15 protein-coding genes and 1 riboswitch are annotated in these 18,832 nt (G+C 63.5%); of the genes, 6 read left to right on the top strand and 9 right to left on the bottom strand.

Annotated features, from left to right (window positions below; translation table 11 throughout):
- Window positions 1-76: 76 nt before the first annotated feature.
- The 3 genes from tssC to ACYQ47_RS13335 all read right to left on the bottom strand — a co-directional run bounded on the left by tssC (window position 77) and on the right by ACYQ47_RS13335 (window position 3,057).
- Window positions 77-1,567, bottom strand: a complete 1,491-nt coding sequence (gene tssC, locus ACYQ47_RS13345) for a type VI secretion system contractile sheath large subunit (RefSeq protein ID WP_244831863.1) — start codon at window positions 1,565-1,567, stop codon at window positions 77-79.
- 36 nt (window positions 1,568-1,603) lie between these two features.
- Window positions 1,604-2,098 carry a type VI secretion system contractile sheath small subunit gene (tssB, locus tag ACYQ47_RS13340; protein ID WP_244831862.1) on the bottom strand — a complete coding sequence of 165 codons (495 nt, stop codon included), beginning with the start codon at window positions 2,096-2,098 and terminating at the stop codon, window positions 1,604-1,606.
- 470 nt (window positions 2,099-2,568) lie between these two features.
- The gene (locus ACYQ47_RS13335; RefSeq protein WP_244831861.1) at window positions 2,569-3,057 is read right to left on the bottom strand and encodes an Hcp family type VI secretion system effector; all 489 of its coding nucleotides are present in this window, start codon (window positions 3,055-3,057) and stop codon (window positions 2,569-2,571) included.
- A 255-nt stretch (window positions 3,058-3,312) separates the two neighbouring features.
- Between ACYQ47_RS13335 and ACYQ47_RS13330 the strand changes: the two genes are divergently transcribed.
- From ACYQ47_RS13330 to tssA, 3 genes are read left to right on the top strand one after another with little or no spacing between them, the layout of a single operon-like run.
- Window positions 3,313-5,643, top strand: coding sequence for an ATP-binding protein (locus ACYQ47_RS13330; RefSeq protein WP_459905657.1), 2,331 nt, complete (start codon window positions 3,313-3,315; stop codon window positions 5,641-5,643).
- 4 nt (window positions 5,644-5,647) lie between these two features.
- Entirely contained in the window at window positions 5,648-6,388 is a 741-nt protein-coding gene (locus tag ACYQ47_RS13325; RefSeq protein ID WP_244831859.1) for a response regulator transcription factor, read from the top strand.
- Window positions 6,389-6,431: 43 nt separating this feature from the next.
- Window positions 6,432-8,009 (top strand): type VI secretion system protein TssA, encoded by a 1,578-nt coding sequence (tssA, locus tag ACYQ47_RS13320; RefSeq protein ID WP_459905656.1) that lies wholly within the window; start codon window positions 6,432-6,434, stop codon window positions 8,007-8,009.
- A gap of 355 nt (window positions 8,010-8,364) precedes the next feature.
- Here tssA and ACYQ47_RS13315 read toward each other — a convergent pair whose 3' ends face one another.
- The 5 genes from ACYQ47_RS13315 to ACYQ47_RS13295 form a co-directional block, all read right to left on the bottom strand.
- Complete coding sequence (locus ACYQ47_RS13315) at window positions 8,365-8,529, bottom strand: hypothetical protein (protein ID WP_244831857.1); 165 nt, start codon at window positions 8,527-8,529, stop codon at window positions 8,365-8,367.
- 685 nt (window positions 8,530-9,214) lie between these two features.
- Complete coding sequence (locus ACYQ47_RS13310) at window positions 9,215-13,282, bottom strand: type VI secretion protein IcmF/TssM N-terminal domain-containing protein (protein ID WP_459905655.1); 4,068 nt, start codon at window positions 13,280-13,282, stop codon at window positions 9,215-9,217.
- Entirely contained in the window at window positions 13,279-14,259 is a 981-nt protein-coding gene (locus tag ACYQ47_RS13305) for a DotU family type IV/VI secretion system protein (RefSeq protein WP_459905654.1), read from the bottom strand. The genes ACYQ47_RS13310 and ACYQ47_RS13305 overlap by 4 nt, the downstream gene beginning before the upstream one ends.
- A 1-nt stretch (window position 14,260) precedes the next feature.
- On the bottom strand, window positions 14,261-15,646 hold the full coding sequence (tssK, locus tag ACYQ47_RS13300; protein WP_350029520.1) for a type VI secretion system baseplate subunit TssK: 1,386 nt from the start codon (window positions 15,644-15,646) through the stop codon (window positions 14,261-14,263).
- Window positions 15,647-15,656: 10 nt separating this feature from the next.
- Window positions 15,657-16,442 (bottom strand): type VI secretion lipoprotein TssJ, encoded by a 786-nt coding sequence (locus ACYQ47_RS13295; RefSeq protein ID WP_244831854.1) that lies wholly within the window; start codon window positions 16,440-16,442, stop codon window positions 15,657-15,659.
- A 160-nt stretch (window positions 16,443-16,602) separates the two neighbouring features.
- Here ACYQ47_RS13295 and ACYQ47_RS13290 point away from each other — a divergent pair, with 160 nt between their 5' ends.
- The 3 genes from ACYQ47_RS13290 to ACYQ47_RS13280 all read left to right on the top strand — a co-directional run bounded on the left by ACYQ47_RS13290 (window position 16,603) and on the right by ACYQ47_RS13280 (window position 17,966).
- Window positions 16,603-17,313: a hypothetical protein gene (locus ACYQ47_RS13290; RefSeq protein ID WP_459905652.1), complete on the top strand. Its 711-nt coding sequence runs from the start codon at window positions 16,603-16,605 to the stop codon at window positions 17,311-17,313.
- A gap of 279 nt (window positions 17,314-17,592) precedes the next feature.
- A complete protein-coding gene (locus tag ACYQ47_RS13285; RefSeq protein ID WP_459905650.1) occupies window positions 17,593-17,775 on the top strand; it encodes a hypothetical protein in 183 nt (60 codons plus the stop codon).
- Window positions 17,776-17,804: 29 nt separating this feature from the next.
- Window positions 17,805-17,966, top strand: coding sequence for a hypothetical protein (locus ACYQ47_RS13280; RefSeq protein WP_459905648.1), 162 nt, complete (start codon window positions 17,805-17,807; stop codon window positions 17,964-17,966).
- A gap of 42 nt (window positions 17,967-18,008) precedes the next feature.
- Here the strand turns inward: ACYQ47_RS13280 and ACYQ47_RS13275 are convergent, their stop codons facing one another.
- A complete protein-coding gene (locus ACYQ47_RS13275; RefSeq protein ID WP_250468067.1) occupies window positions 18,009-18,512 on the bottom strand; it encodes a 6,7-dimethyl-8-ribityllumazine synthase in 504 nt (167 codons plus the stop codon).
- Between the two features lie 100 nt (window positions 18,513-18,612).
- A riboswitch (FMN riboswitch) is annotated at window positions 18,613-18,781 on the bottom strand.
- Between the last annotated feature and the right edge of the window lie 51 nt (window positions 18,782-18,832).

Raw genomic sequence — 18,832 nt, 5'->3', positions numbered from 1 at the left:
ACCGCCCGCGTGTTACGGATGAAACCTGGCCGAAGCGCCGCTTATGTTCGCGGCTGCCTCGAACCCGATGCGCGCATCAGGCAGTTTCCAGCTTGCCGACGAGCGACAGCGTGAACGACGCGCCCATGTACTTGAAATGCGGGCGCACCTTCATGTCGACCTTGTACCAGCCCGGTTCGCCTTCCACGTCGAGCACGTTGATTTCGGCCTGACGCAACGGGCGGCGGCTGCGCACGCCCGGACTCGGGTTGTCCATGTCGGCGACGTACTGGCGAATCCAGTTGTTGAGTTCCTTCTCCAGATCGCCGCGCTCCTTCCACGTGCCGATGTTCTCGCGCTGCATTACCTTGATGTAGTGCGCCATGCGGCTCATGACGAACATGTACGGCAATTGCGTGCTGAGCTTGTAATTGAGCTCGGCTTCCTTGCCTTCTTTCGACTGGCCGAAGAACTTCGGTTTCTGCGCCGAGTTGGCGGAGAAGAACGCGGCGTTGTCGCTGTCCTTGCGCATGGTGAGCGCCATGAAACCTTGCTCGGCCAGCTCGAACTCGCGTCGTTCGGAAATCAGGATTTCGGTCGGAATCTTGTTCTGGATCTCGCCCATGGATTCGAACGAATACACCGGCAAGTCCTGCACCGTGCCGCCGCCTTGCGGGCCGATCACGTTGGCGCACCAGCGGTAGTCCGCGAAGCTTTCGGTGAGACGCGTGGCAAACGCGAAGGCCGCGTTGCCCCACAGGAACTGGTCGTTACCGCTCGAGACGTCTTCCTTGTAGTTGAATTTCTTCGAAGGCGCCGTTTCCGGGCCGTACGGCACGCGCAGGAGGAAATGCGGCGCGGTCAGGCCGACGTAGCGCGCATCTTCGCTTTCGCGGAAGGCGTTCCACTTGACGTACTTCGGACCTTCGAAGATGGACGACAGATCTTTCAGGTTCGGCAACTGATCGAACGAGTCGATGCCGAAGAAATCCGCGCCGGCGGCGGCGACGAAAGGCGTGTGACCCATCGCGGCGACGCTTGCCGAATATTGCAGCAGCTTGACATCGGGCGCGCTTGCATTGAACTCGTAGTTAGCGATGATCGCGCCGAACGGCTGGCCGCCGAACTGGCCGTATTCGGCCGTATAGACGTTCTTGTACAGCCCTGACTTGGTGATCTCGGGCGCGTCCTGGAAGTCGTCGAGCAGCTTCTGCTTGCTCACGCTCATCAACTGAATCTTGATGTTCTCGCGGAAGTTGGTGCGGTCCACCAGAAACTTGAGCGAGCGCCACGACGATTCCAGCTTCTGGAAGTCATCGTGATGCAGGATGGCATCGACCTGCGCGCACAGCTTGCGGTCGAGGCTCGCGATCATGTCGTCGACGGTCGCGGCGGTGACACGCTCCACCGAACGCTGCGGTTCGAGCAGTTGCGCGACGAACGCCTGAATACCCTGGCGCGTGATCGAGTACGCTTCGTCGCCCGGCTTGATGCGGGCCGACTCCACCAGTTGATCGAGCAGCGAGACTTCGCCCGCCGCGGCCTCTGCCGGCGCCGCTGCGCCGGATTGCTGTTGTTCGTCGCTCAATTCAATCTCCTTCATCTACGAAGTGCTGGTTCCGCGTTACTTGTCTTGTGCGCCGAGTTCGCCGAGCAGCCGCGCGCGCACGCCTTCGTCCTGGATCAGCTCTTGCAGACGCTTGCGGAAGTCGGGCAGATTGCCGATCGGGCTTTTCAGCGCCTTCAGGGCGTCGCGCAGTTCGAGCATCTGACGCAGCTCGGGAATGCGTTCCGCGAGCGCATCGGGCGTGAAGTCGTTGATCGAGTCGAACTTCAGGTCGAGCGAGAGCACGTCGTCGGGACCGGCTTTCTCGTCGAGCTTGTTCGGCACCGAGAGTTGCAGGCCGAGCTTTTGGCCTTTCAGCACTTCGTTGAAGTTGTCCTTGTCGACGTTGATCGGCTTCATGTCTTCGATCGGTACGTCGTCCTGACGCAACGTGAAGTCGCCGAGCACGAGCAACTTGAGCGGCAGTTCCACTTCTGCCTGCGCGTCTCCCGTGGCCGGGCGATAGACGATATTGACGCGTTCCTTCGGAGCAACCGAACCATCATTTGCCATTTCCATCTCCAGATTCACGGCGCCGCGCTGGCAGTGCGGACATCGATGAAAACGCGTCTCGCGCACCGTGCGACTGACGCGGGCCGCCGCCACTGCATACGCTCGGGCGGGCAGCCATCGCCTGAGCACGGGATAACTAACGAAATTGCGTGATACGGAATGCGGGGTGCGGCGCGGGGCGGATGTGAGCCGCTTCAGACTGTCGGATGCTCTGCCCGCGATTGAGCGAAAGGATCGGCGAGTCCGGATGGGAAACGGTCCTTGAGGCTTGAGTGCCTGTCCCGGAATTGAGTGCGAGCCATTATAAACAGACGTATCTCAAAAACCCAACGCATTTTTATCAGTTCATATGCTCTAAAGATCGTCCTCGACAAGCCGTATACGGCGGCCTCCGAAGACGCGGCTTCAGCGCTCGAAAACCCTTGTGCGACAAGGCTTTCGAGCGTATGTCCAGCGGCTGTCCAGGTGGCTCAGGCCTTCGGCGCGAGCCATGAATCCTCGGCTTCGATACCGTCCGGCTCGTAGGTCCAGGTAATCTTTTCGTAGGTGAACGCGAGGTCCTCCATGTGTCCGATCTGCCGGTTGTTCGGATCGAGGCAGTTCGGTGTCCATGACTTCATGTTGGTCAGGATCGCGTTCTCGAGCTTGGCGGTGTAGTACTTTTCCTCCGTGCCTTTCGGCGAGATGCGATAGAACTCGAGCGTGACGGTCTTCAACTGTTCGCCGGACGTCAACGCCTGATAAAGCTTCGGGCTCGACTTGTCGATCTCCTTGCTCACCGTCATCGCGCCATGCACGCGCTTGCCGGTGGGCAGTCCGGTCTGCGGGCTTTTCGGAATTTCGATGGTGTGATCCACGGCTTGCACGAGGATCTTGCCTTCGTGACCTTGCACCTTCGTGGCGCCTTCGATTTTTCCCTGGTTTTGACCTTCGACGGTCAGATAGCACGGCATCGGCATGATTCACCTCTTCTAGGTTGTTCGGGTTGGAGCGCCGTTCTCTTCAGGTCCGGCGCATGTTTGTAGTGTCGGCGGGCGCCGTTGCAGCCGTGTTGCGCCAAGGGCGCCGCATGTTTCATCCGTAACGAACGCGCAACTGCCTGGGTTCGCGAACGTTCGGTCACCTGTTGCGCGATTTGTGCGCTGCGTTGTGCGTTGCTTTAGCCCGCATTACACTTGCGACCATTTCTAAGATAAATCTCAGGTCGTATCGGAATGCTTATCGCCGATGCGCTCGCTCAACCGGGGGCCACTGTGACCAATGACGTTCGTGCGGCCGCCGCCGCGCCGCACGGTCTGCCCGCTACCGGCGCGCGTCACCATGTGGCGGGCTTGCGGCGCGCCCTGTCTTTGGGCGTGCTTTACGGCGTCCTTTCGACACCGCTCGACACGCTCGGCACCGGTTCGGCGTTGGCGGCGGTGGTGTGGCCCGCCCCGGCGATGGCGGTGGCCTATCTCTGGCGTCGGCCGCTCGGCGAATGGCCGGCCGCGCTCGTCGCGATCTTCATCGCGATGGTCATCGTCGGTCAGTTCGACGTGTTCCCGCTTTGGGTCGATGCGTCCTTCGCGCTCGTCAACGTGCTCGGCGTGGGCGTGGGCGTCGGGCTTGCTTGGCGCTTTGTGAGCCGCCGCGCGCGTCTCGATACCACCGCGCGCTTCACACGCTTCCTGTTATTGCTGCCGTTTGGCACCGTTTTCGCGATGGCGCTCGCGGGTAGCGCGCTATCGCATGCGATCGGCGGTCGCGATCTCATCGATGTCTGGCGCACCATCATGGGCAGCAACGGTCTGGCGATGCTCGTCCTCGTGCCCGGTCTGCTCGCGTGGACTACGCCGCCCGATCCGGATGCGCGGCCGGTGCGCGCGTGGGTCGTCGTCGTGCCGGCGCTGTGCGGCGCGGCGCTGATGATCGAGGCGTTCCGCATCCAGCTTCCTGACGAGACCGAGCATTTGCTGCTGATTCTGCTGCTCGTCTGGGCGGCGGTCGCCGGGTCGATCCGCGCGGCGACGCTCGCGGCTTTCGTCATCGTGACGGCGGGCGTGGCGCTCACGGTGACGGGCAATGGTTCGTACCATCAAAACGGCATCGTCGGCGTGCGGCAGTTGCAGATCGACCTTGCCGTGCTGTGCACGCTGGTGTTTTACGTGGCGGTCGCGCTGCTCGAACGGCGTGGTTACGAGGCGCGTCTGCAACGCGTGCAGAAGCTCGAATCGCTCGGCCTTTTGGTGAGCGGCATTGCACACGATTTCAACAATGTGCTGGGCGCCGTGCGCGGCCACGCCGAATACGCCGATGAACTTCTTCCCGCCGATGCCGATGCGCGCCGTCCGCTGCAACACGTGCTGGCGGCAGTCAGAAGCGGCACCGCGATGACCGAGCAGATGCTGCTCGCGGTCGGACGCGGCAGTCCGCGACGTAGCGAACCGGTGTCGATGCGCGTGGTCATCGACGAGGCGGTGGGTTTGGCGACGGCGGATCATCGCGGGCCGGTGACGATTGCCGTGGAATACGACGACGTTCGCCTGGGCGCCAGCGGCATCGATGCGTGGCCTGTCGCGGGCGATCATGCGCAGCTCGTGCGGGTGCTTTTGAACCTGCTGCGCAACGCGGCGCAGGCGGCGCGCAGCTGGGTGATCCTGCGCGTGTCGACGGGCGTGCCGCGCGAGGAAATCGCGGATGTCGGGCGCGTGCCGGAGCGCACCGCGGTGATTCTGGAAGTGCACGACGATGGGCCCGGAATTGCGCCGGATATCGCGTCGCGGATTTTCGACCCGTTCTTTTCGACCAAGCGCAAGCAGAGCGGGCATGGGTTGGGGTTGTCGATCGCGGCGGGAATCGTCGCGGATCACGACGGCGGGATTACGGTCGGAAACGGGCCGCTGGGTGGGGCGATGTTTCGGGTGTTGTTGCCGGCGAAGCGCGTGAAGGGTGTGGCGACGGGGCCGCGCGGTGGCCTGGGCGACGGGGGAATGCGTGAGGCTAGTGGTGCGGATGCGGTTTATGTGACGCCGCCGCGGTCGACTATCGGAACCGATGCGTCGCCGTCGGATGGAGAAAAGGCTAACGCGGATTATTTGGCGACAGCGCCGAGCATTGCGTCCATGTCGCGAGCGATGGATGCGGCTCACGCGCCGGGCACGCCCTGCACCGAGCCCAACGCTCCCATCGGCCAAGGCGAGCCCGTCCTCCTTGTCGAAGACGACGACACCCTCCGCGCGCTCCTCGAAGACTGGCTCGCCGAATCCGGCTTCGAGCCTGCGAGCTACGCGTCGCCCGCCACCGCGCTCGACGCATTGCAAGCCGATCCGCACGGCTTCGCGTTCCTCGTCAGCGACATCGAAATGGATGACCTGCGCGGCGACGAACTCATCGTCGCCGCGCGCGAACGCAGTCCCGCGCTGCCCGCGCTCTTGATCAGCGGGGCGCGGCAGGGCGCGCATATCGCCGCGGGCGTGAGCGTGCCGTTTCTCGCCAAACCGTTTGGCCGCGCCGATTTTTCGCGCGCGGTGCAGGCGCTTTATCACTCACACGAAGCCACGCGCTAACACCATGCCGAGTTCACCCCGCATATTGATCGTCGACGATGACCATTCCTTGCGTGTTCTGCTCGTCGAATATCTAGCCGGACACGGCATGACGACCGAAGGCGCGGCATCCGCCGCCGAAGCGCGCGAATGCCTCGCCGCCGATACCTTCGATCTCGTGTTGCTCGACCTCGGCCTGCCCGACGGCGACGGCCTCGAACTCGCGCGCGAATGGCGCGCGGGCGGCGAGGGCGGCGCCATGCCGATCATCTGCCTCACGGGCCGCACCGAGGAAGCCGACCGCGTGATGGGCCTCGAACTCGGCGCGGACGATTACGTCACCAAGCCGTTTTCGCCGCGCGAAGTGCTCGCCCGCGTGCGCGCCGTGTTGCGGCGCACGGGCGCGGGCGCGGCGCAGGGCGCGCCGATCACGCGCGGAAAGCTGCCGCGCGCGTATCGCTTCGGCGGCTGGACGCTGAATCTGAACACGCGCCGCCTCAAGTCGCAGGACGACGAGACCGTTACCCTCACCAACGCCGAGTTCAATTTGCTGGTCGTGCTGCTCGGCGCGCCTAATCGCGTGGTGTCGCGCGAACACATGATCGAGCGCACGCGCGCGTTCGACGATGTCTATGACCGCGCCATCGACGTCCAGATTTTGCGGCTGCGTCGCAAGATCGAGGAAGATGCGCGCGCGCCCAAGCTGCTGTGCACGGAACGCGGCGCGGGCTACTACCTGAATGCGGAAATCGAGGAAGTGTGGTGATCGACCTTTGCGTGTTTCCCGATTTATCCTCGACGAATAAGCCATGAGTCCTCCTTTCGATACGCTCGGTTCCGCGCCCATTACGCCGGACAACCCCGCTGGCGACGATGTCCGCGACGATCCCGACTTCGATCGCCTGCAGACCGAGATCGACAAACTCAACAGCCCGAGCGCGGCGGCCGGCACGGACTGGGACGTGGTGCAGCGCGCTGCCACCGTGCTGCTCACCGAACGCGGCAAGGACTTGCTCGTCGCGTGTTATCTCGCGGGCGCACTCATGCGCCGTTCCGGCCTCGAAGGCCTTGCGAGCGGCTTGACGGTCATCGACGATCTGCTCGCCAATTACTGGGAAACGCTGCATCCGGGTCTCTCGCGCTTGCGGGCGCGGCGCAACGCGTTGTCGTGGATTTTCGAGCGGGCGGTTCAGTTCGTCGTGGACAAGGTGGACCGCGATACGCAGCAGGAGCGCGCATTGATCGATGCGTTGCAGACGCGCCTCGAAGCCATCGATACGCGTCTTGCCGAGAAAGACCCGGACGCGCCGAGCGTGCGGCCGTTGCTCAATCAGATTCGCACGTTGCCGGTTCGGGAAGTTGTGCCCGAGCCCGTGCCTGCTTTAGACGCGCCTGTCGCGTCGGCGGAGACACGACCAGCACAAATCTCGCGTCCTTCTGCGCCGGCCGCTGCCGCATCGCTTGCAGTCGCGCCGCTTTCGAGCGCGGCCATTGTGTCCGATGCCGATGCCGACCGCGCCTTCGAGCAGATCGCCGAGCGGCTGGTGACGCTGGCGGGCTTCCGGCGTGGCAATCGGGCGAGCGATGCGCAGGCGTATCGGCTGAATCGGCTTGCGGCGTGGGGCGCGATTGAAACCGCGCCGCTTGCCGAGCGTGGCCAGACGCGCATTCCGGGGCCGATCGCGGAACTGGCGATTGCGCTGGACCGCTTGCAATCCGGCGATGCGCCCGAGGACACGCTCACGTTCGCAGAGGCGAACTTGCCGGCGTTTCCGTTCTGGATGGATTTGAATCGCGCGAGCGCGCAGGCGCTTGCGAATCTTGGCGAGCCGTTCGCGGACGCGCTCGCCGAAGTGAACGCGGCGACGCTGCAACTGTTGCGCCGCGCCCCGGAGTTGCCGAATCTGACTTTCGCGGATGGCAAACCTTTCGCGGATGGCGCGACGCTCGAATGGATCACGAGCCTGCAACGCAATGCGGCGACGGGTTCGGGCGGCGGCGCGGCGCCGGATGCGCTCGCGGTCGCGCTCGGCACGGCGCGCTCGCTCGCCGCGGCGGGCGACCTCGAAGCGGCGGCAGTGGCGCTCCAGGGCGCGACGTTGGGCACGAATCCGGAACAACGCCTGCGCGCGACCATCCACTTGAGCGAATTGATGCTGGCGCATCGGCCGAACGCGCCGCTGCGGCCGTTCGCGCAGATGATCGTCGGCGAAGTGGATCGGCATGAGCTCGACCGCTGGACGCCGCAACTCGCGCTGGAAGCGTTGAGCGCGGCGCACGCGCTGTATCAGCAAAACGATGCGCATGCCGAAGCGATTGCACTGGTGGCGCGCATTGCGAAGATCGATGCGGCTGCGGCGGTGAAGTTGGCGTTGGGGGGCGTGTAGGGGAAGGCGGTCGCGCGCGACGCGTGACGACGGCCGCCGGACAACGCCTCGTTCGCTTGCTCAACGCGCGCCACCCACGGTTCCAGTAGCCCGCCTATTCAAGCCATCGTCCAGTGAGGCAAATCCAGAGAACATAGGTTGGAAACTTGGGCGCAGGCCGCCGTTCGAAGCTGCTGTGATACTGCTTGTGCCAGTTGGTTGTGCTCGCAGGAGAACTGCTGCACTGTCAGCACCCGTTCCGCGACAGGCGAATGTGCTTTAGAATCGGCGTTAGCCATATTCAGGCCTTCAAGTGAACTGGTCAACGGGCCGCGAGTGCTAACTCCCAGCCGCGCTCCATTTACCGCTGTGGTCCCTACCCCTTTTTACTGTCTTTACGCGCTTTACGCGCGAGCTGCTTCTCACTCTCGGCCACGCGCGTCATTGCGCCCGCCTGATTCTTGAAGATCAACGCATCGAGCACGTCGCGCACGAGTTGCTGATCCTGCTCGGCATGCGCGCAATGGTTTCGAACTGACAACGCACGACATCATCGGGGCCGCGCTCGCCTTCATCAGAAATTAGCGCATCTAAATTAACGCCGAGCCCGATAGCGAGGCATGGCACTTCATGGCGATACCGCCGCTTCGCTCTTAGCGACGAAGAATGCCGAAGCGGACAAGGACGCGCATTAAAAATATTCAGAAAATACTGGCATTGAAAAAATCAGCGGACAGCCTGATGTCTATGCGGCAGTAAGAACTTAGTTTCCGTTAATTTAGTCGAGGAATTTATTGTGAAAAAGCACGCTTATGTTGCGCATAGGCCGTTATCAAATGAAAAGGGTAAGGGCACGACGCATCACGTGGTAATCGTTGACCGAAAAGAGGTAAAGGAAACTAAAACGCAGAAAGAGGCAGCGGATTGGGCACTGTCAATGAACTACTCGGTACACGTTGCACGAGAGCGGCATTTGCAGGATCAGGATAAGCCCGCGCATTGGCGGCAGTATCCTTGAGAAGATGTAGCAGAGCGGAAATATCTAGATAAGGCGGCACGGAAGTTTACTCCGTGCCGCTTGAATGGCGAGAGCGCGAGACGATGCGCGAGCAAGAAGGGAAGAACGAAGAACCAGCGTCGTTGCCGGTGTCATAGTGTATTCAGCAATAAAGAATAGCCGGCCCGTTGCCTCATCCCAAGCCCCGCCCAGATACCAAACACCGAACTCAAGACCCCGCCCCCGACAACCCCGGCACTGTCGGCAAAACCGGCAAAACCGGCAACGGCGGCACGTCCGGCGCCGTCATCGGTCCTGACTGAATCGGTGCAAACGAAGGCGCCGCCGCCGTCACCAACGGGCCGCGCGCTTCCAGCAGACTATCGAAACGCGCCTGCAGCGTCTGCGTTCCAGCCGGAGAAGCCGGCGCATTCCAGCACATCCCGATCTGCTGCGGCAACGACACGCGTAGCGGCTGCGGCGTCGTCCCGCCACCATTACCCGCCAGCTTGATCAGCAACAACTGCTGCGTCTGCGCCGCAAGCGTATCGATCGCTTGCTGGCGCAGCTGCGTCTCTTTCTGCTGCGCGTCCTGCAATTGCGCCAGTTGCGTCGCGCCATCGATGATCGCGTCCTCGCCACGGAACTCGTAACGCACCGTGATCTGGTCGATGCCGCGCTGCGCGAGCGCCGCCGCCGACGACGGAAAATCCTGCGGCGTGAACAATCGGTGCCCATCGCGGAAGTCGCGCAGGAAACTGACCACGCCCGCATCGCCGCGATAACGCTTGGAGAGCGTCAGGCCATCGAAACGAATCAGCAAACTCACCTCGCCACACTGGCCGAGTGTCCAGTTGAAAGTGTCGCTCACCGGGAAGTTGAAGTTGGTCAACGTGCGCGCGCCCGCCGCACACTGCACCGTCAGCACAGTCGCGAATGGCCGCATGCGCGCTGAAGGATTCACGTCGATAGGCTGCGCCGTGATCGTCAACGGATACGCCTTCGCCTGCGCCGCCGCAATCTGCTGCTTCACACTCGCAATGGCCTGCTCCGCATTGGCCTGCTGCTGCTTGGCCTGTTCTTGCGCCGCCTGCGCCTGCGCTGCGTCGGCTTCGGCGCGGGACTTGGCGCGCTGTGCTTCCATCAGCTGCGCGGTGCGCTTGCCGACCGCCGAATTGAGCGTCGGCAGGAACGCGGTGGTGAAGGGCACGCTGTAATCGGCCGTCTGCACTTCAGAAATCGCGCTCGCCGAATGCGTCAGGAACGGCTTGGCCGGCCCATCGACAAAACTCCACACCGAACCCTGCGGACCGTACAACTGATCGACGACCTGCGTCATGCTGGTCGCCGCCTGCAACGGCCAATACACCTTGCTGTCCCAATCCGATTGCAACGCGCACGAAGTCTCTTCTTCCGTATAAGCCAGCACGAAATGCAGCGGCCCGCCGATCAGATGCCAGATGGCCTGATCAGCCGCGCCGTTGGAATCGACTTCGTCACGCAGGCGCAGGAGGGCGCGCGCGGCATCGTGTACAGGCGATGTCTTCACCGCCGGATCGACGCCAAAGCCATGAAACGCAGCCGATACGCCATATGCCTTCGCGGTGCCATCGGTGACGGTGGCCGCGATCTGATCGATGTCCTGAAAATAGTCGCGCATGGCGGATGCCGCCCGCGCATTGACGCGCACCGCCGCCGCGCCCGCCAGCGGACTGCTCGCGATGCTGTCGCGGATCGCCTGGCCGCCGAACGAGTTGATGCTTTGCACGATGCCACCCGCACGGCTCGCGATCAGCGCGCCGGTGGCATCGCGCCGCAGGCGGCCCATGCGTCGAGCGGTCTGCAGCCAGTCGGGCAACTGGGCGTCGGCCACGCCTTCGAACTCGTCGTTGACGCGATCGAGCGCGCGCAGATAAGGGCTCGCGTTCTGCGTGATGGTCGCGAGCCGTCCGCGCCAGGCGTCGCGGCCCGGTAGCATGCGTTCGCCCTGCGGCACGGTTTGCACGAAGCTCTGCCACGCCTGAAAGCGCTCGATCTGATAGTCGTGGTCGAAGAACGCCTGTTGCTGCACGAGTTGCGCATCGTCGACGACCGCCTGGTGAATCTCCTTCAGATAGCCGTCGATATCCACCCGTCCCGCGCGTGTGTACGCGGCCGGCACCTTGATCTCCGCGAGCCGGTTGGCTTCGGCGAGTTGCGCGTCGGTGCGCGCGGCTTCCACGGCCTTCGAATCCGGCGCCGTTGCACGGCTCGACGCCGCCGTGATGCGCCCGCCCGCGACATTGCCCGCAACCGGAGCATCCACGTTTGCCAGACGCAGGGATTGCGCGCGCGCCGAGTTCGCGTCGAGCCAGAAGTCGGCGAGCGAGACATCGTGCAGATGCGGGTCGATCGGCGCAAGCTGCGTGAGCCAGTGCATGCGGTTCTGGTACAGCGCCTGGGCAAGCGTCGCCTGCTGTTGCGCCACGCGCGTCACGATGTCGCGCGCATTCGTCGCCGACCACGCGATATAGGAAATGCGCAAGTCGTTGATCTGGTCGAAGAGTTGCGACGACCACGGCGCCATGTCGCTATAAAGCGGCTGAGGCATCGCGGCAAGTTCCGGACGATCCGCGCCCGCCACTTTCGCGCGCAGCAGATTCGTCACGCGCACTTCGTTGAGGATGCTAAGCGGCAGCGTGCCGTCGGTATCGTTGACGAGATCGCGCCGCAAATCCAGATCGAAATCGCGTTCGACGGCTGGTCGGATGTACTGCAGATATTGCTGCGTGTATTGCTGGCGCAGCCGTTCCTGCAAGCGGTCGATATGGCCGGAGATCATCCAGCGCGAACGCCAGTTGCGGTTGCGGCGATCGATCTCGCGCAGCGCGGTGTTGCTGCGCGTGAGGGTAGCGGCGTCATCGACGAGCAAGCCGTCGAAGCGCTGATGAAATGGATAGCTGCGCTCGATCTGCGTCAGCGTGTTGACGTTGCGGATGAACGACATCGTGATCAGCAAGCCGAACGCAACGGCCAACATCACCCACGCGAGCATGCCTAGATGCTGGGTCGCGGCGAACCAGCGATTGACGAGCGCGGCAGGTTTGCCGACGTTGCGGTCTTGCGGCAGGATGCGGCCGAAGAGATCGTGCAGGAACACGCCGGTCGTCGAGGGTTCGTGCGGCGGCATCGGGCGCAGCGTCTCCGGCAGCACCGCCGAGCGCGCGCCGCCGGCCTGCAGGCCGCTCGAAAAGAACAGTCCGCGCAAGAACGGCGATTCCAGATACGGGCTGTTACCAAGGCACGCCTTCACGAAGAGTTCGGTGCCCGCGCGCAGGCGGTCGAGTTCGTTCGGAAACAGCAGCAGTTCCACCGCCGATTGCGGATGCCGCGCAACCAGCGCAACCCGCATCGCGCGTAGTCGTTCGACGATGGCATCGAAGGCCAGTGAGAGGAAGCGCTCGGTCGGCGGATCGTCGGCGGTGGCGGGCGCGAGATGACCCATCGCCTGATTCAACGCGGTCTCGGGCAAGAGCGTGCTCCAGCTTTCGAAGCCATAGAGCTGATCGCACTTGGTGACGAGCACGTACACCGGAAAGCGCCGCCCGAAAAGGCGGATCAACTGTTCTATGCGCGCACGGATCACGCGCGCTTCCTGATCGATCGCCTCGCGGTCCGGCGTGACGAGCCGGTCGGCGGAGATGGCGAGCACGAGTCCGTTGATGCCTTCGCGTCCGCGATAGCGCGACAGCAGGTCCAGCACCAGATTCCACTCGCGGCGGTCGGCGTCTTCGTTGTCGGCATCGACATAACGGCCCGCGCAGTCGAGCACGATGGAGCGGTCGAAGTACCACCAGTCGCAATTTTCGGTTTGCGGGACCGGCGCGCCTTGTTGCGTGTGATCCTGCAGCGAAGTGGACAGCCGCGAGCGCGCGAGCGCCGTGGTCTTGCCCGCGCCCGGTCTGCCGATCACCATGTACCAGGGCAGCACGTAGAGCGGATTGCCGAGACGCTTCAGGCTCGAACCGCGCAGGAGCGCCGCGGCATCGCGGAACTTGCGGCGCAAGGCGCCCGTGCGCGACCCGCGCTGCGCGGCTTCCTGTTCGGCACGCCGCTGCCGCGCGATGATGCTGCGGGAACGATACGCAAGCGTCAGGCGCCGCAGGAAGATCAACATGAAGAACATGCCGAGCGCGCCGAAGAAAATCGCGGCGGACGCCCACAACGGCCATTCGAGATACAGCGTCAGCCCCCAGCTGACGAGCGCCAGCACGACGAGCGCAAGGAGCCACAGCAGAACGGTGCGCAGGACTTTCATTGGATGAGCGGAAGAAGAGCGTTCACCATCTGCACGATGATCAGGTGATAGGTGCCGTAGAGCACGGCGAGCACGACCACGGGCAAGCCGAAGCCGATGAGCGTCTGCCGGCGAAGCCGCCAGCGCACCCGGCGCGCCGCCGGTTCGACGCCGGTTTGCGCCGCGCGCGCCGATTCTTCGCTGACATACGCTTGCGGAAAGAGCACCGCGCCGGTGGCGGCCGGAACGCCGCCTTCGTCGAGCACTTTCTGAAGCGTGACGCGGCGGCGTTCGTCGAGCTGACGCGAGCTGCGCTCTTGCGCATAGCGACCCTTGAAGCCGAGCGCGAGACACAGCGCAAAGACTTCGCGCACATCGGCCTGATCGTCGCGCAGATCGTCGAGACGCGCGTAGAACGAGACGCCGGCGGTCGTCGTGTTGAAGTGGCGGCGCTGCATCAGATGGCGCTGCCAGTGCGGCGCGCCAGCCCATTCGGATGAGATCAGCACTTCGTCGGCCCAGGCGAGCACGGCGAAAAGCGCGTTGTCGAAATCCGATGGTACGAAATTGTGGATGCGCGCTTCGTGCCGTGCCTGGTCGATGGCTTCGTCGATCGCTTCGGCGAGTGCGCGTGCGCGCGCGGCGTCCTCGGCGGGCGTGCCGCTCGATGCGTTCGATACACTCGCCCGTGGCGCGAGCGAAGGAAGCGGCGCGGGCGCCGGCGGGGCATCGGCGATGGCGACGGCGTTGGCGTTAGCGTTAGCGTTAGCGTTAGCGCTTGCATTGCCATTGGCGGCCATCTCGCCGATAGGCTGCGGCGCAAACGGCGAACCGCCAGCGGAAGCAGGCTGCGATGCAACCGGACGTGGCGCGGCGGGCAAGGGCCTTGGAACGGCAGGCGCCGCCGTCGACGGCCGCAAGAAGGCCGGGGCGGCGGCCGTATCGATCGTCTGCCGCACCAGCGCGATGACGGGGATCAAAGTGTCGGTCAGATGCACGTCATCTCCGCAGGATCACGATCTCGGCGCGCAGATCGGCGGGGGCATCGAGCCAGTGAAGAGCGATATCGCCTTCGCGCTCGACGAGTTCCCACTGCTCGCTCACCTGTTCGATACGGAAGTAGAACGAATGCGCGCGACGCGGCAAACCCTGCGGCGCGTGCGGCATATGAATCAGTTCGAGGCCGGGCAGGGCATGGCGCACGAGCGTCGGAATCTCGCCGAGCGCGGACAAACGCGCGCCGTTGACGATGCCATCCACCACCCATTGCGGATCTTCCTGCGTCCGCACGACGAGATAAAAGCGGTTGCGGTTGCCGAACACGCTGCGCGGCACTTGTCCGTGATAGACGCCGTCGCGTGGCTCCAGCACGACCAGAAACTCCGGCCCGACCGTGATCTCGTTGAGCAGATGCCCGATGGTCACGCGCGCGCGCCCGAAGCAGCCGTCGAGGTCGAGGTGATCGTAAGCGGGCAGACCGGCGCCGCCGTCCATCTCACCGAGCATGGTGAAGCGCTCCGAGAACGAGCTCAGTTCGCCGACGAGTTGCCGCAACACGCCATATGCGAGCCACGGATGCACCTGTTCGCTCTCGATCAGATGGAACAGGCTCGGCGAAAAGCGATTGAGCGATCGCAACGCGAGCAGGAACAGCATGTACGACGCGTCGAACTCGGCCTTCTGCATCTCGCGCGGATTCTTGTACTCCTGCAACTGGCGGGCGCGTCCTGCAAGCTCGTCGCGGATCTCGCGCAGCATCGTGCGCAGCGCATCGGAACCGGCGAGCGCGTAACTCGGCGGGATGAAGCGGTCGGCGAGCACGACGGTGTCGCCATCGCGCACCAGCCGCGCAATGGGAATCAGCTCGTACTGATCCAGATGATCCAGCTCCGATTCGAAGAACACCTTCAGCACATAGCGCAGCGTTTGCAGCGGCGCGTCGGGGCCTTCGGAATAGAGGTCGGGCGTCTCGGGAACGGACATCACCGTGGCGAAGCGTGTGGCGACGTTCGCGGCGTCGGCGAGCGTGCTGACTTCGGTGACGTTCTTTTCCTGCTCGCTCGCGCGGCGCACGCCGAGATAGACGTTGAGCGGACGGTCGCCCTGCACCCAGCTTGCCTCGAAGGTGCGCGGCGCGATCACCGCGTTCTCGGGATACTCGGCATAGTGATGATCGCGGAACAGAAGACGCGCGCGCTGCACGTCGATGGTGCGATTCGCGATGGCGCTTCTCGACAGTTCGAGCGCGCCGACGCCCCAGAAATGCGGCACGCCGGCTTCGTAAAGCGGCGTCTGCGTGAAACGGCTGTGCTGATCCGCGAGCTGAAAATGCTGCGGCTGCAGAAACATTCCCTGATGCCAGTAGACGGCTTGCTTGTCTTCCACGTCGGGCTCGTCAGTTGGGGAGTTTGATGGTGGCGGTATCGGCTGCGCCGTTCGATGGCGTGAGCGGCACTTCCTTGCCGCCGCCGTCGAGCGGCACGATCTGCTGCTTCGCCTGTGCGCGTTTTTGCGCGGCGACGATCTGCGGCGGTTCCGGATTCAGACGCGCGGCGTCGCTGATCGCATCACGTCCGAGCGACAGGCGCAACGCAAGCGTTTGCGGTTGCGCCGCATAATCGTGGCCGACGAACGCCTGATTCGATATGGCGAGCGGAATCTCGAAGAGACGCGCGCTGGACGCCGGGTCCATCGTGTAGAAGCCCGCGATCAGCCCGACCATCTTCGCTTTCGCGGCGCGATCGATCGAGAGGATCGTGTGACCGCCCGGCTGCACGACGTAGCGCGTGAGCTGAAGGATCGCGGGATTCGGCGCCGCTTCGCCGAGCGTCGAGGCGAGCGTGCCGGCATCGGCCGACAGTTTGCGAAACGAATCGGCGTCGGCGGTCTGCACCACGCCGAGCAGGAGCGTATGCGGCTCGTTGTTGTATTCGTTGAGTAGATCGTCGGCGTCGAGCTGCACGAGGATGGCGTCGCCCGCCGCACTCCAGTCGACGGCCGCGACGGCCTGCTTCGCGCTCGTGCCGCTGAACATGGAGCAGCCCGCGAGTACCAAGCCGAAGGCGAGCGCGCAGACGGTGAGTACGCGTTGCGCCGCGCGTCGCAACGTGGGGGCGACGCGAATCGTCTGCTCTGCTACGCTTGCGGCAAATTCGGCTTGCCTGAGAGTCGGTCTACTCATGTCCCTCGATCTTTCCCGTCGTAATCATAGTCGTAGTCATGGTCTGGCCAAGCGATCCTTGCCGCCGAAGCCGGGCTTGCGCCGTCTTGCCGTCGCGAGCGCATGCTTGATGACTTTCGCGATGCTTTCGGCCACCGCGCCCGGATGCAGGGCCGCCGATATGGCTAACACGGATAACGGCAGCGACACCGCTCAACCTGAGGTGCAATCGACCGAAGTTGCGCACACGGGCCTGCCCGTCACCGTGCCGGTCGTTTCCGTCAGCACGCTCACCACGACCACGCTCGCCAGTCAGCACGAGTGCCGCCCGACGCTCACCACCGTGCGCGAGTTCGAGGTGGCGCAGGCGAATGCGCGCCCGTGGTTCGTGCGGCATATCGAAGGTCTGACTGGCGCTCCGCTCGGGGCGGCGGGCGCGGCGTGGCTCGCGGCGCATTTTCTGGCGGAGCGCATTTGGATTTTGCCGGCCGCGCTCGCGGGCGGCGCCGTGGGCTGGGTGGTCGGACCGTTCGGCATCCTGCTGGGTACGGGCGGCGGCGTGCTTGGGCACGCGCTGACGCACAAGATATCGGTGACGGTCGCCGGCGGCGTGGCGGGCGGCCTTATCGGCATGGCGCTCTGGCATTTCCTGATTCCCCCGCCGAAGCCGGCCACGCCCGATTCGCCCGTCGACGTGCCGGTGGAGCACTTCGTGACGAACGACCAATGCGGCGATGTCCAGCACGCCCGCTTTCGCGGCGGCGATCTCTACAAGGTTGATTTCATGCTCGACGGCAAGCCGATGTCCGCCGATCTGCCATACGACCCGGGCAACACGCTCGCGGTGTATCCCGATGGCCAGCCGGTCGTGCGCAACTTGCCAATTCCTTGATTCCCTGATTCCGTGACCGGATGCCAGTACTCCCTAAAGACGATTTGGCGGATCGGGCAAGAGGAATTGTCTTAAAAAAGCGAACCGAGTGTAACACGCGTTTCGCTTGATTTTTGGCGGAAATCGGCGTGACGTTGCGGCGTTGCAGCCTTGATGGGCGTGTAACGGAGCTATGTTTCAGATGAAACCCCCGTGCTTCCTTTTGCTAACGCTCGTGTAACTCTGCTGGCGCAAAGTGCGCTTCATGGAGTCATTCGAGAAGCATGAGCGGGGAACATCATGAAAAAGCGTCTGGGATGGGTGGCGGGTGTGGTGCTGACGGCGTTGCTAATAGCGGGCTTCGCGACGGTCGGCAATGACGATTTACCGTCGGCGGGGTTCTGCGTGGTGTCGTCGGATGGAGAGGTGTTGCAGGCGCTGGATTCCATGCGCGCGGTGAAACCAGGGGATTCCGCAAGTTGAGTGGATCGCGGCGTAACGCAAAGTGCGCCGTGTTGCTGGTTCCGTCCGTGATTGCGCGCACGGAGTTCAATGCCGTCGTGAAATCCGCTCATCCCGATGCCGCGCGGATCGTGGTTTCGGAACCGATATCCGTGGTGTGGGATCGACGGCTGTTCGCGGTCGGCGATCAAAGCACGTCGCTTTGCGATTGAAGCGGGCCTTCGTCGAAAGGCCCGCTCATCTGCTTCAAATGCTCAACCCGCCACCGGCAACGCACTCAACTTGGCGATCGTATCCGCGCAAGCATGCGCCGCTTCCGCACCCTTTACGAGAAAGTGCTCCTTGAAGAAGCCGATATGCTCTTCGCCATGATGAAAATGATGCGGCGTAAGCACGGCCGAAAAAACCGGCGTGCCGGTTTCGAGTTGCACCTGCATCAAGCCGTTGATGACAGCCGTCGCGACGAACTCGTGCCGATAAATTCCGCCATCGACCACCAGTCCCGCCGCGACAATGCCCGCGTATTGGCCGCTTAGTGCAAGACGTTTGGCGTGCAGCGGAATCTCGAATGCGCCAGCGACTTCGTAGAGATCGATATCGTCCGCTGTGTAACCGCGCTTCTGCATGGCTTCGATGAACGAGGTCTTGCATTGATCGACGATATCGCGATGCCAGCAAGCCTGCACGAAAGCGACGCGCGCACGAGTGGAGCCTGCAGCCGATACTGCCTGGGTTTCGTTCGAATTGGAAAAGTTCATGGACATCAGCCTGTTTGGTGTGAACAGGGCGAAGGACGGCCAATGGCCTTCGCACGCGACAAAATAAGCGCGAACGAAGCGTGACGAAGCACACTGACTGTCCTGTTCTCTTTCATCCGGACTATACCGTCGGCCCCGGAATCAAACCGGGTCTGCTGACCTCTCCGACCGTGAAAGCCGGAGAGCGCTCGCGGGCTACGTCCCTTTCGTGAAAACATCGGGAAACGATTACCGCCGGTGGGGAATCTCACCCCGCCCCGAGAACTCGCTCATCGCAACCGTGCGATGAACAGGCTGGAAGTTACCATGAAACGTGGCTT

Source organism: Caballeronia sp. HLA56, from assembly GCF_054655155.1.
The sequence above is the reverse complement of the archived record's forward strand: the minus strand, read 5'-3'. Positions and strand labels throughout refer to the sequence as shown.